This is a genomic window from Sphingobium sp. TomTYG72, assembly GCF_055394715.1.
The window spans coordinates 2,048,069-2,060,376 of sequence record NZ_AP027336.1; the positions used below are offsets into that span (position 1 = coordinate 2,048,069).

Annotated in this window: 9 protein-coding genes; 2 read left to right on the forward strand and 7 right to left on the reverse strand. The window is 63.8% G+C overall.

Features of this window, described 5'->3' with window-relative positions; translation table 11 throughout:
• Positions 1 to 114: 114 nt before the first annotated feature.
• The 4 genes from ACZ5U1_RS10190 to ACZ5U1_RS10205 all read right to left on the reverse strand — a co-directional run bounded on the left by ACZ5U1_RS10190 (position 115) and on the right by ACZ5U1_RS10205 (position 4,141).
• On the reverse strand, positions 115 to 1,248 hold the full coding sequence (locus ACZ5U1_RS10190) for a BaiN/RdsA family NAD(P)/FAD-dependent oxidoreductase (RefSeq protein ID WP_464780025.1): 1,134 nt from the start codon (positions 1,246 to 1,248) through the stop codon (positions 115 to 117).
• Between the two features lie 62 nt (positions 1,249 to 1,310).
• Entirely contained in the window at positions 1,311 to 1,739 is a 429-nt protein-coding gene (locus ACZ5U1_RS10195; protein WP_464778303.1) for a protein tyrosine phosphatase family protein, read from the reverse strand.
• A gap of 153 nt (positions 1,740 to 1,892) precedes the next feature.
• A complete protein-coding gene (recQ, locus tag ACZ5U1_RS10200) occupies positions 1,893 to 3,665 on the reverse strand; it encodes a DNA helicase RecQ (protein WP_464780026.1) in 1,773 nt (590 codons plus the stop codon).
• 155 nt (positions 3,666 to 3,820) lie between these two features.
• Positions 3,821 to 4,141 carry a hypothetical protein gene (locus ACZ5U1_RS10205; protein ID WP_464778304.1) on the reverse strand — a complete coding sequence of 107 codons (321 nt, stop codon included), beginning with the start codon at positions 4,139 to 4,141 and terminating at the stop codon, positions 3,821 to 3,823.
• Positions 4,142 to 4,179: 38 nt separating this feature from the next.
• Here ACZ5U1_RS10205 and ACZ5U1_RS10210 point away from each other — a divergent pair, with 38 nt between their 5' ends.
• On the forward strand, positions 4,180 to 5,307 hold the full coding sequence (locus ACZ5U1_RS10210) for a serine hydrolase domain-containing protein (RefSeq protein ID WP_464778305.1): 1,128 nt from the start codon (positions 4,180 to 4,182) through the stop codon (positions 5,305 to 5,307).
• A 238-nt stretch (positions 5,308 to 5,545) separates the two neighbouring features.
• Here the strand turns inward: ACZ5U1_RS10210 and ACZ5U1_RS10215 are convergent, their stop codons facing one another.
• The 3 genes from ACZ5U1_RS10215 to ACZ5U1_RS10225 all read right to left on the reverse strand — a co-directional run bounded on the left by ACZ5U1_RS10215 (position 5,546) and on the right by ACZ5U1_RS10225 (position 11,097).
• Positions 5,546 to 5,809, reverse strand: coding sequence for a DUF5818 domain-containing protein (locus ACZ5U1_RS10215; RefSeq protein WP_464778306.1), 264 nt, complete (start codon positions 5,807 to 5,809; stop codon positions 5,546 to 5,548).
• Between the two features lie 6 nt (positions 5,810 to 5,815).
• Entirely contained in the window at positions 5,816 to 6,103 is a 288-nt protein-coding gene (locus ACZ5U1_RS10220) for a hypothetical protein (protein WP_464778307.1), read from the reverse strand.
• Between the two features lie 110 nt (positions 6,104 to 6,213).
• Positions 6,214 to 11,097 carry an autotransporter domain-containing protein gene (locus ACZ5U1_RS10225; protein WP_464778308.1) on the reverse strand — a complete coding sequence of 1,628 codons (4,884 nt, stop codon included), beginning with the start codon at positions 11,095 to 11,097 and terminating at the stop codon, positions 6,214 to 6,216.
• A gap of 461 nt (positions 11,098 to 11,558) precedes the next feature.
• Here ACZ5U1_RS10225 and ACZ5U1_RS10230 point away from each other — a divergent pair, with 461 nt between their 5' ends.
• Positions 11,559 to 12,293: a hypothetical protein gene (locus ACZ5U1_RS10230; RefSeq protein ID WP_464778309.1), complete on the forward strand. Its 735-nt coding sequence runs from the start codon at positions 11,559 to 11,561 to the stop codon at positions 12,291 to 12,293.
• The last annotated feature ends 15 nt before the right edge of the window (positions 12,294 to 12,308 follow it).

The window sequence follows — 12,308 nt, forward strand, 5'->3', positions numbered from 1 at the left end:
CGGGTCGGCGGTCAGAGTAGAGTGCCTTTAAACTGAAGCACTCAGTCCCGTTCGGGCTAGCCTTTCGACAGGCTCAGGACAGGGGCGAACGGTATTGAGGTGTTGCGGATTTAACTAGCCTTCGGCGATCGCCTGCCCCGCTGCCCAGCCGCTGGCCCATGCCCATTGGAAATTATAGCCGCCTAACCAGCCGGTGACGTCCACGGCTTCGCCGATGGCGTAGAGGCCGGGGACGCGGCGCGCCTCCATGGTGCGGGAGGAAAGTTCGGCGGTGGAGATGCCGCCGACCGTGACTTCCGCTTTCGCGAAGCCTTCTGTGCCGTTTGGGGTGAAAGACCAGGCGGCAAGGCGGCGCTGCGCTTCTTCCAGCTTACGATCGGCGATGTTGCCAAGGTCGCCAGCGAGCGCGAGGCGTTCGGCCAAGGCGTCGGCCAGGCGGGCTGGCAGATGCGCGCGTAGCAGGGTGACGAGCGACGTGCGCGGCTTGCTACGCTTGGCTTCCGTCAGCCAGTTGGCGGGCATGTCGGGCAGGAAGTCGAGGGCGAGCGTGTCGCCATGACGCCAGTAGGATGATATTTGCAGGATCGCGGGTCCGGACAGGCCACGATGGGTAAGAAGTGCGGCTTCGCGGAAGGCCGTCTTGCCATGGCGGGCGATCACGGGCGTCGAAACGCCGGAAAGTTCGCGGAACAGCATGTCTTCGCCGCCAAGGGTGAGCGGAACGAGCGCGGGGCGCGGCTCCACCACCTTGAGCCCGAACTGGCGGGCGAGGTCATAGGCAAAGCCCGTCGCGCCCAATTTGGGGATGGAGGGACCGCCAGTGGCGATCACCAACGCGGGCGCCTGTGCGGTCTTGCCGCCATAGGTCACGCTATATCGGCCATCGGCGTGGGTGATGGGGCCTAGCGAATGGCCGAGGCCGAGGGTGACGCCGCCCGCATCGCATTCGGCGAGCAGCATCGCGACGATCTGACGCGCGGACTGGTCGCAGAACAGTTGGCCCAGCGTCTTTTCATGCCAGGCGATGCCGTGGCGATCGACCATGGCGATGAAGTCTGACGGGGTGTAACGGCCGAGGGCAGACTTGGCGAAATGGGGGTTGGCCGAGAGGTAACGATCCGGCGCGGTGTGGATGTTGGTGAAGTTGCAGCGGCCACCGCCGGAGATCAGGATCTTCTTGCCCGGCTGATCGGCATGGTCGAGGACGAGGACGCGCTTGCCGCGCTGCCCGGCCGCCGCCGCGCACATGAGGCCCGCTCCGCCAGCGCCGAGGACGATGGCGTCAAACTGATCGGCTGTGGTGGACAAGATCAGCCTGCGGAGAGCGCGTCCATGATCTGGCGGATGGGGGTGAGGTCATAGCCTGCCGCTTCCGCCTTTTCGCTGAGCGCTGCGGGGTGTTCACCGGCGCGGGCGCGGGTCAATGCCCAAAGGAGCGTGCTGCGGGTGCCGGAGCGGCAGTATGCTAGGACCTTGCCTTCGCCTGCTTGGCCAAGCGCTGCGGCCATTCCGTCAAGCTGCCAGGGGGCGAAGCCGCCGTGGGCGACGGGGACAGCGGCGTAGGCGAGGCCTGCGGCTTTTGCGGCGGCTTCGATTTCCGCGCCGTTGGTCTGGCCCGGTTCCTCATCATCGGGGCGGTTGTTGATGATGACGGTCACGCCCAAGGCCTTGGCTTCCTCGACCTGATCGACGCTGATCTGGGGGGAGACGTAGAGGTTGGGGGTGATTTGGCGGAACATGGGGCGGGACTCCTTCTGTGGGGAGCCATGCGCTTGTGGGGGGAGGGATTCAAGGGGGTTTTGGGAGAACTCCGCCCCTCCCCCCTCTCCAAGTTCGCCTAGCTGCTTACAGCAGCAAAGCTCCCTATCCTCTCCCCTGAAGGGGCGAGGAAGTTAGAGGTAGGGGCGGATCGCGGCCAGGAAGGCGTCGCCATAGGCGTCCAGCTTGCGTTGGCCGATGCCGCTGATGTGGCCGAGTTCGGCGAGGCTCGATGGGCGTTGTTCGGCCATTTCGCGCAGGGTGGAATCATGGAAGATCACATAGGGGGGCACGCCCTGTTCCTGCGCGAGTTCGCGGCGGCAGGTGCGTAGGGCGTCGAACAGCGGATCACCGACGGGGTTTTCCGGATTGCCGTTTCGGGCGCTGCGGCGGCGGCGCTCGCGGCGTGGGGGGAGGACCAGGCTGACCTCCTCCTCTCCGCGCAGGATCGGGCGGGCGGCGGGGCCTAGTTCTAGGCCGCCATGTTCGTTAGTTTGCAAAGCATCGTTTACGAGGAGGGCGCGGGACACTGGGCGGAGCAGTGCTGTCTCGTCTCCCGACACGATGCCATAGACGGAGATTTTGTCGTGACCGCGCTCTCGGATGCGGTCGGTTACGGCCCCGGTCAGCACTTGTTCGATATGGCCAACGCCGAAGCTCTGGCCGGTGCGATAGACGGCCGAGAGGAATTTGCGGGCGGTTTCCGTGGCATCGATGCTGGCAGGGGGACTGAGGCAATTGTCGCAATTGCCGCAGCTGGCAGGCGGGTGCTCGCCGAAATGGCGGAGCAGGATGGCGCGGCGGCAGGTGCCGGTTTCAACGAGGCCGCCCAGAGCGGTGATGCGGGTGCGTTCCCCCTGCTGGCGGGTGGGGTCCAGTTCGGTGATGCGTTGTCGCGCACGGGCGAAGTCGTCGGCGCCCCAGAAGAGGTGCGCTTCGGCTGGTTCGCCGTCGCGGCCTGCGCGGCCGGACTCCTGATAATAGCCTTCTATCGATTTGGGGAGCGCGGCGTGGGCGACGAAGCGGACGTCGGGCTTGTCGATGCCCATGCCGAAGGCGATGGTCGCGACCATGACCATATCTTCACTGGCGATGAAAGCGGCTTGGTTGGCGGCGCGGACGGCTGGGTCGAGCCCGGCATGATAGGCGCGGGTTGGGCGGCCGGCGCGGGTCAGGGTGTCGGCCAGCTTTTCCGTGGCCGCGCGGGTGGGGGCGTAGACGATGCCGGGGCCTTCGCTGGCGGCGATCAGGTCGGACAGCTGGCGCGGCAGGCCGTCGCGGGGGTGGACGGCGTAGCGGATGTTGGGCCGGTCGAACCCCGCGATGATGAGGCCTTCGCGCGGGATGCCGAGTTGGACGAGGATGTCGTCGCGAGTGTGGTGATCGGCGGTGGCGGTCAGCGCTAGGCGCGGGACGGTAGGGAACTCGTCCAGCAGGGGACGGAGCAGGCGGTAGTCGGGGCGGAAATCATGGCCCCATTCGGAGACGCAATGGGCTTCGTCTATGGCGAAGAGGGCGATCTTTGCCGAGCGGAGCAGGCTGCGGAAACCTTCGCCGCTGGCGCGTTCGGGGGCGACGTAGAGCAGGTCGAGATCACCATTGCGCAGGCGGTCCTGGGTTTCGCGCCAGTCGGCGTCAACGCTGGTCAGGCTGGCGGCGCGGATGCCGACCGCCTGGGCCGCGCGTAGCTGGTCGTGCATCAGGGCAATGAGCGGCGAGATGACGACGCAGCAGCCGTCGAGCGCGACGGCGGGTAGTTGGTAGCAGAGGGACTTGCCTGCGCCGGTGGGCATGATGGCGAGGGTCGGCTGGCCAGCCATGATGCGGCCGACAACCTGTTCCTGCACACCTCGGAAGCCGGGGAAGCCGAAGATGTCGTGGAGGAGCGTTGGAATGTCGGGGCGCATGGGGCGGCTGTAGCGGGTTCGGCTGGCGAGGCAATATTTTGGGTTCACGCGGAGACGCGGAGAAGGAAGAGGGCAAAATTTTTGCGCGCAGAGGCGCCGAGGTTTTGCGGAGAAGGGTCAGACGCTTTTGCTTTAGGCCCTGAGCGCGACCCGGATCAGTCGATGGGATCGAGGAGGCAGCCCCAGCCCTTGCGGTAGCGGGCGGACCTGGAAGCCAGGAGCGGGACACTGGCTTCGACGCTGTGCGATTCGGGGTCGTCCGAGAGGGTGACGAAGGCCATGCCGGGTTCCTTGTCGCCCTTGCAGCTGTCCATTGCGCGCCCTTCCACATAGCGGCAGGAGCAGGTGACGCGCGCGCCAAAACCCGCCCCCACCGTCGCGCGGGCGCGCATTGCGCTCCAGTTCCATGCCAGCAGCAGGACGAGCAGCGCGGCAATGGCGGCGAGCGCATAAATCCATTTCGGGCGTGCGGACATGCTCCCCTTTCCGATGAGCCGTGCTAAGGGCGCGGCTTATGAAGCTCGATCGGAAAAGCGTAAAGGCTGTTGGCGCAGGCGCTGCCATTTTGTCGCTGCTGGCGCTGGCGGGGGGCCTCGCCGTGCGCGCCGCCGATCCGGCGACAGATTATCGCGTGTCGGCGGATACGGGCGTGAATGAAGGGGATTTGCGCGCCGCGATCGATCCGCTGTTCGACGGCGACGAGGATGTCGGTGATACGCGGGCGCTGATCGTCATGCATCGGGGCGAGATCGTCGCGGAACGCTATGCGCCCGGATTCGGGCCGGAGACCAAGCTGCTTGGCTGGTCGATGGGGAAGAGCGTGACGGCGGTGCTGGTCGGATTGATGGTTGCTGACGGGCGCCTGGCGCTGGATTCACCGGTGCCGGTCGCGGCATGGGGTCAGCCGGGCGATCCGCGAGGAAAGATTACGCTGCGGCAATTGCTCGCCATGACGTCAGGGCTGGACCATGTCGAGGATGACGAGCCGCTGGCCGAGGCGGACACGGTGCGGATGCTGTTCACCGACGGCGCGCAGGATATGAGCGCCTTTGCCGAGGCGAAGCCGCTGGCGCATGCGCCGGGGTCGCGCTTTTCCTATTCGACCGGCAATACATTGATCCTGGGCGACCTGATGGCGCGCATGCTGACCAGCAATCGCGATCCGGATGCACGGCGGCAGGCGATGCAGACATTCATCGATGGACGGCTGAAGATTCCGGCGGGGATCAAGAGCCTGGCGGTGGAATATGACGCCGCTGGCACGATGATCGGCGGCAGTTTCCTGCATATGACGGCGCGCGATTATGCGCGTTTTGGCGAATTGCTACGGAGCCATGGGCGCGGTCCTAACGGCCATCAGATCGTGCCGGAAAAATGGGTCGATTTCATGCGTACGCCTTCAGGGCGCAATGCAGCCTATGGCGCGCATCTCTGGCTGAACCGCGAAAGCGAGGAAAGCGCGCTGATGCCGGGGGATGCGCCGCGCAGCCTGTTCGGCTGTGTAGGACATGGGGGGCAATATATATTGGTGTCGCCGGGTCAGGCGCTGACGGTCGTGCGGATCGGTGCGTCGCCGGAAAAGGAGCAGCGAACGGCCGTGAAGCAAGGGCTTGCGCGGTTGATGCGGTTGTTCCCTGCCTGAGGGCGATTTCGGCCGGATGTTAATATGTTCCGGTGATCGGACCGAAGCTTCGGCTTAACGGCGACCAGGACATTGCGCTTGGCCGTTCGAACTGGTGTCGGACCCCTATCCTTCCTTTTAAGAAGTAGAACCCTTCGACAGGCTCAGGGCGAACGGATGGTGGGGCCGTGCTGATGATGTTCCTGTTGCATGATGGCGAACTCTCCAGGTCTGCACCCGCCCGTTAGAGGCCGCCACGTCAGCCGAGGCTGAAGCGCCGAAATAGTGCCGACCAGCCACGAAGCGGGCGTTTTCCCAGCTCATCGACCTGCCAAATGCGATGCACGTCCAGCATGTCGAAGCCCGACCGCCTTCCCTCGACCGTCACGCGCATGCCGAGATAGCGCCGCGCCGATCCTGGCACGTCGAGTTGCCACATGCCGCCGTCATGTCTCTCCAGTGCGTATCCCCATTGGCGGGCACGCAATATTCCGGTTTCCACATGCCATGTACCTTTGGGCATCGCGGCTTACCCTCGAACCCGTTGGCGGCGCGCCTCTTCGGCGCTGCCTAACGCCGACAGTCGATCGAATATGGCACGTTTCAGCAACGGGGACGAGTGGATGAGGTGTTGTAGTTCGCGAATGGCGCCATCGACCACACCCTTGTCATAATCACTGACTGTCCCACGGCGAGTGGACGGGGACGTTGGATCGACGAAGAAGCATATCGTTTCCTGTTCGCCCGTCAGAAGCTCGACATGATGTTGCCTTAGCCGCTCGATCAGCATGTCAGCGACATAGTGTTCCCATTTCATATTCATGCCCGTCGTTCCAATCCTGGAATGTCATGTTCTGCCAGCACGGTGGCTGGAGCAAAAAAAGGGCGCGTCGAAATCGACGCGCCCAGTGCATGAGGAGGGTTGGATCAGAAACCGAAGCTGATGCCGCCGCGGACCTGAGCCAGGCTGTTGTGCCCACCGAAGCCGTAGCCGCCGGACAGGAACAGGTTGACGCGCTTGTTCACCGAAGTGTCGACGCCCAGTTCGATCAGGCCATGACCATCGGGATCGACGCCCTTCAGGTTGAAGGCATTGCCGCCGCCCACATATTGGACGGTACGATCGCTGCCGATGTTGCCCTGGAAGCTGTACTGCACCTTGGCATAGGGGCGGTAAGCGACGCCTTCGACATCACCCAGCAGAGCGCCTGCCTTCACACCGAGGACCGGCGAGAAGACCGTCTTCGACGCGTCATCGACGTTGAGACCGATGCCAGCGCCACCTTCTTCAGTGAAGCCGTTCATCGACCAGCGGCGCAGAGCCAGCTTACCATAGGGCGTTACGACGAGACCGTTACCGGCCGCGAAGTCATAGCCCAGTTCCAGGCTGGCATCCCACTGCGAACCCTTGAAGTCACCTTCGATGGTGCGGGCAAGCAGGGTCAGGTCGCGTTCGACTTCAAACTTCGAGAAGCCGTAGGCAAACTGGAAGCTGCCGTAGAAAGGACCGAAGCCCTGGGTCGCGTAGGCACCGATCGTGTAGGTACGGACCTGCGCTTCTTCCGGCGAACCCTTGGCCGACACGTCATGCTGACCATAGCCGAAGCCGATCCCGAAGGCGCCGTCTTCCTGGTAAGCGACGTCGATACCGAAGGCGCCACCATAGCTGTTGGTCTTGATCTTCGACGCGCCCGAGCGGGTGCCGCCCGTCTTGGCGAAGTTAGCCGAGGGGTTGAACCAGAGCTGGGTACCCAGAGCCTCTCCATAACCGCGACGTGCCGCCAGACGGTTGACCGTGGTGTTGAAGACCGCGTTCTGATCCACCGCAGCAAGCGAACCGTAGATCTCCGCCGAGGAAAGCTCGTTGAAGACCTGCGCTGCTTGTGCGCTGTTCAGGCGCCAGTCGAGACCGGCCGCGATGTTGGCGATGTCCTGAGCGTTGGCGATCTCCGTGACCGAAGCAAAGCCATTGCCACCAGCAGCGTCCGTCTTCACCCGGGCGATGACGTCAGCCAGAGCGCTGTCCAGGCCCACAGCGGCAGCAGCCGCGTTGCGGTTGGTCGCGCCGACAGCATAGCTGTTGCGGGTTGCTTCGATCGACACGGTCTTGGCGGTCGTGTCATGGTTGAGGCCGAAGGTGACGAACTGCGAGTTCAGCGAAGGCGTTGCAGTTGCCGTGACGTCGCCCGTTCCAGTGTAGGTGAACAGCGTGTAGCCGTCGCCCGTGGAATAGAGGCTGTCCTTCGACACGGTCACCGCGACCTTGCCAGCCAGGTTCAGGTTCCCATCCACCGTGACGGATGACGGGGTCGAGAATACACCGGCATTTTCGGGGGTGGTGAAGTAGGGAATGCCGACGCCGCCCGTGATCGGACCCAGGATTTCTGGAGCCGAACCGCCATCGTTGACGTTCAGGCTGCCGAAGCGGACCAGTGAGGGGTTGACGCCCACAACCGTCGTGCCGTTGGCAGTCTGGGTGTAGTTGCCCTGCTGATAGACTTCGATACCCTTGATGGCTTCGGGACCCGGCGTGACGATGCTGTTGCCGACCGTGCGGATGAAGGTAGGCGCGCGGCGGCCGAGGACGAGGGTCGCATCATTGTTGATGTTGCCCTTGATTCCGAAGACCGCATCGTCCGAAGCAACGTCCAGCTGGAGTTCCCCAGCCTGCACGTTGAGGTTGCCGACATCCATTGTCCAGTTTGCAGGCGAGGAGCCTTCAGCCGGAACATATTCGTCGCCCGTCACCACGAAGGTGCCAGCGCCCGTCTTGTTGACGGTGTTGACGCCCAGCACGCGAACCGCCGTCGGGTTGAACAGCCCTTCCGCTTCTTCCGGCAGGGTCGCGACCGGCGTGAAGTTCGACGTTGCGGTCGATCCGGCAATCTTGAGCTCGCTGGCGCCCAGGAAACCGCTGCCGTTCAGGTTGACGGTCGTATCGGTCAGATACGCACCGCTATCGTCGCGCTGTGCGTCGATGTCGCCAAGCGTGATCGACCCGTTATTGAGGTTGATCGTCGCCTTGATATCGGCTGTCTTGACGGCAGCTTCGCCATCGACGGTCAGGTTGAACGCGGCAGGATCGACTTGCGATGCGTTCAGCGGGACGCCCGATCCGGAAACCAGCGAAGCCAGTTCGGAGGCGACTTCGGCCTGCGTCGATACCGCACCCGTCACGGTGAAACCGCGCGAGATACCGTTCTGATCGACCGTGTAGGTCTGAGCCGCAGGAGCAGCCGTGACGGTGACGGCGGTCGTGTTGACCGTCGCATCGACAGTGGCCGTGCCGCTGAACACCGATCCACCGAGCGTCGTGTTGCCCGTCAGAATGCCGTTGTTCGTGACTGCGCCGGTGACACCCTCCAGGTCAACGTCGCCGAAAGCGATGCCGTTGTTGGTGAAGCTGGCGTTGCCGCCAACCGGCGCCGCCGTGACGTTTGCCGCGATCGTGCGGGTGCCCGCATTGGTGGGGTTGGTGTCGGTGATCGTCGCGCTGCCGCCCTGATCCAGCGCGGAAACGCTGAAGTCATTGCTTGCACCAAAAGTGCCAAGCGAACCATTGTTGACGAGCGAGGCAGAAGTCAGGCCTTCAACATCGACATTGCCAAGGGCAGTGCCATTGTTCGTGACCGAAGCCGCAGCGCCGACCGGCTGACCGGTGAACGTCGTCACTTCGGTGACGGGGGTGAAGCCATCAGCCGCATAGGTGGTGACAGTTTCTTCGCTGCTGTCGAAGCCCGAGCTGCTGGCGAACAGGTTGCCGCCCGTGCCGCTGTTGGCATCGCCGATGACGCTGCCTTCGCCGATGGTGATCGATGCACCGCCTACGCCGGAAGCGAAGACGTTGCCTGCCACGCTGGGCACGCCCTGCTGCGACGGAGCGTCCACGACAACCGAAGCCTGACCGCCTGCGGAGGTAAAGCTGCTGCTGTCGGTGCTGGTCGTCAGCGTGTCGATGCCGCCGGTGACGCTGTAATTGTCAACGCTCTCGCTGTTGAACAGGTCGGTGCCGGACGAGGCAAAGACCGATCCGCCGACCGAGCCGGTGATGTTTGCGCTCGCGTTGCCGAAAGCCGAAACGACGGTGCCATCACCATCGATGCGTCCGGCATTGTTGAGCGTGGCGTTACCCGCGACAGCCGGAGCAACTGCCGTAAAGGTGTCGGTGACAGTAGCCGTACCATCTCCAGCGGCGTCTACCGTGCGCGTTGCGGCGGTGGCGGCGGCGACGTCAGCGGGCGTGAAGATGAACCCGACGGTCTCCGCGGTGCTGACAAACACATTGCCACCCACTGCTGCATCCGCGCCGATATCGGCGGAGGCCGAAGCGGTGCCTGCGACGTTGACGTTGCCGCCTACATTCGCAGCGCCCTGAAGTGCGACCGAAGCCGCGCCGCCGGTCTGGCTCTGGGTGAACTGCTGGTTGTTGGACGAGACGGTTCCCTGCAGGACGCCAGCGTCATAGGTGTCGGTGCTTTCTGAGCTGGTCGTCACATTGATGGCGAAACCCTGGCTCGTCGAGCTGACGTTGCCGGAGATCTGGCCGCCGTTGACGTTGACCGCGCTGCCTGCGGTGCCGACAGAGGTCACATTGCCATTGAGGCCGGAATCGCCGGGGGCGACCGTTCCGCTGACATTGACGGTGCTGGTGCCGCCGGTTGACGCGAAGTCGATTGTATCGACGCTGGTGGCGACGACCGTGCCGGTGCCCGCGCCATCGCGAGAGTCGGTTACAACATCCGTGCTTGCATCGGCCTGCGAGAAGCCCTGCGCGACGGACGACACATTGCCGTAGACGCTGCCGCTGACGGTAGCCGTGCTGTTGGCGGCGGAGAACTGGCTGACGCTGCCGTCATTGCCGGTGCCGAAGTTCAGCGAGCCGTTGATGCCCGCATAGGTGCCGGTCACATCGCCGCCGACGGTTTCGCTCGAGCTGCTCGACTGCGTGGTCGTGGTCGTCCCCGATACGGTGACCGTGGGGCCAGTGCTGGTCGAGACCGTGCTGCCGCTCGACGCATTGGTCTGGCCGAGGACCTGGCCGTTGTTTGCGATGGTGATCGCACCGGTGTCCGAATCGGCATCGACGTCGCCGCTGATGCGGCCAGCGGCGGCATTGGTGATCGAGATGGCGCCATCAGTGGTCGAGGCCAAGGCGCTGCCCCCGACCGAGCCGCTGTTGGCCAGGGTGACGGAGCCGGACGTTGCCGTGCCGACAAGGTCGCCATCGACGGAACCGTTGTTGGTGACGGAGACGTTCGCGGTATCAAGGGCTGAGCCGATCAGGCTGCCGCCGACTTCGCCTGCGGCACCGTTGACGAGCGCGACGTCGCCATAGGCCGAGCCGAACAGGCTGCCGCCCACCGAACCGTTATTGGTGACCGAAGCCGTGCCGCCGAAGTCCGTTGCGCTGATGCCGCCCGTGACTTCACCATTGTTGGTGGCGGTGAAGCTGTTCGCGGCGGCCGTGCTGCCGACGCCGCCAAAGGCGATGCCGGTGACCCGGCCGTCATTGGTCAGTGAAACAGCGCCATCACCCTCGCCAGCGGCATAGCCGCCCGCGACGAAATCATAGCCGACGCTACCGCCGCTGATGTCCGCACCTGCGGCGATCGTTACCGTAAGATCAGGGTTTGCAGGAGTGGTGATCGCGGCATCGATGCTGGCGTTCACCGCGGCGCTTGTACCCGCGCCGGTGGGCACGTTCACAGTTGCGGGAGCGGCTGAGGCTCCACTGGCGTTGGCGAGGAGCGCCATCGCCGGCATCGAGGCTGACAAGAGCAGCATCCGATGCAGTTTCGAGTTATTTCTCATTCTTTATTCCCCTAGTCATCGTGCAAAGCCGCAAAGCCAGACGGCGCAAGGGGACATCCGGGCCGGGACGACACCACCCGACCTGCCGCATCTAAAATGCGCGGTGAAATCCCCTTCACCCCCTGCACATTGCCAGACGCACTTCACGTGCGTGTGCGCAACTTGCGCAAATCTCCTATGCGCAATCGCATTGGTTCGCAATCGCTTTTTGCGGCGACGCACATGTGTGCGCACATTGCTGCGAGATTTGATGGATTTATGGCCGGTTATCGGCCGTTTTCAGGAAAATTCTGGATTCTTGAGTGCGCAAATTGTATGATTGTTCAATATGCACTTGGCAGGTTTGCGGCAGCGGTGTGAACGCTTCTAGAAACAACGACGAACAAAAGGCGACGCAAGATTTGCGATCGTCGTTTCTCCAGGTGGTCGCACGGGTGTGCCCAGAGCAGGCGCAGGAAAACATGCCTTTTGATTATGAGTGGGATCAGCAGAAAGCGCGCGGGCTGATCAGCTGCCTGATCGAGGAAACTGGCCTTTCGGCGACGGAAGTAGCGCGCCGATCAGGGCTGGCGCCATCCACGCTGACGCGGATTTATCCCACACCTTCGGTCGGCTATTCCCTTTCGGCGCGGAGCATATCCAAGCTCAAGGAAGCATTCCCCGAGCCATTCGCCATGTGCGAGGCAAGGGGGACCACTGCCACCCCTTCACCGGCACCTACTCATCTGGTGAAAGAGCGGCCCCTGCCCTTTGCGATGCCGAGTGAAAGGACCATCCCGGTCTATGCCGCGTCGCTGCTGTTCCCAGACGAGGACAGCATATCGCTGGCCAACGACCTGGAGATGTGGGAGGGCGACTTCACCCAACCGGCCGCCTTTATCCCCGCGCCATTCGGCCGTGCCGACGCGAGCCGCTATTTCGCGATCTACATCCCCAGCGAAGCAATGGAGCCGAGGTTCCGGGCAGGCGAGCGGGTGATATTGGACAGGATCAAGCCCGCGTCCATCGATACCGACGTAATCGTGCAACTGCGCGACGAAGAGGAACGGTCGCTTTGGACGATAGGCAGACTGAGCGCGCGGGACCGCAACCTGATCGGCCTGACCCAGTATAAGGACCGGGTGACCGCGTCCATTCACCGCAGCAAGGTCCGGCATATCTTCCCGATCATCGGGATGCTCGGCGACGAGGCTTGAGGCCGAACTCCGCCC

Bases quoted from the DNA above. Each gene is read 5' to 3' on its own strand.
- ACZ5U1_RS10190 (WP_464780025.1), bottom strand. From the start codon at position 1,248: ATGTGCGCGGCGGCGGCCGGGCAGCGCGGCAAGCGCGTCCTCGTCCTC.
- ACZ5U1_RS10195 (WP_464778303.1), bottom strand. From the start codon at position 1,739: ATGTTCCGCCAAATCACCCCCAACCTCTACGTCTCCCCCCAGATCAGC.
- recQ (WP_464780026.1), bottom strand. From the start codon at position 3,665: ATGCGCCCCGACATTCCAACGCTCCTCCACGACATCTTCGGCTTCCCC.
- ACZ5U1_RS10205 (WP_464778304.1), bottom strand. From the start codon at position 4,141: ATGTCCGCACGCCCGAAATGGATTTATGCGCTCGCCGCCATTGCCGCG.
- ACZ5U1_RS10210 (WP_464778305.1), top strand. From the start codon at position 4,180: ATGAAGCTCGATCGGAAAAGCGTAAAGGCTGTTGGCGCAGGCGCTGCC.
- ACZ5U1_RS10215 (WP_464778306.1), bottom strand. From the start codon at position 5,809: ATGCCCAAAGGTACATGGCATGTGGAAACCGGAATATTGCGTGCCCGC.
- ACZ5U1_RS10220 (WP_464778307.1), bottom strand. From the start codon at position 6,103: ATGAAATGGGAACACTATGTCGCTGACATGCTGATCGAGCGGCTAAGG.
- ACZ5U1_RS10225 (WP_464778308.1), bottom strand. From the start codon at position 11,097: ATGAGAAATAACTCGAAACTGCATCGGATGCTGCTCTTGTCAGCCTCG.
- ACZ5U1_RS10230 (WP_464778309.1), top strand. From the start codon at position 11,559: ATGCCTTTTGATTATGAGTGGGATCAGCAGAAAGCGCGCGGGCTGATC.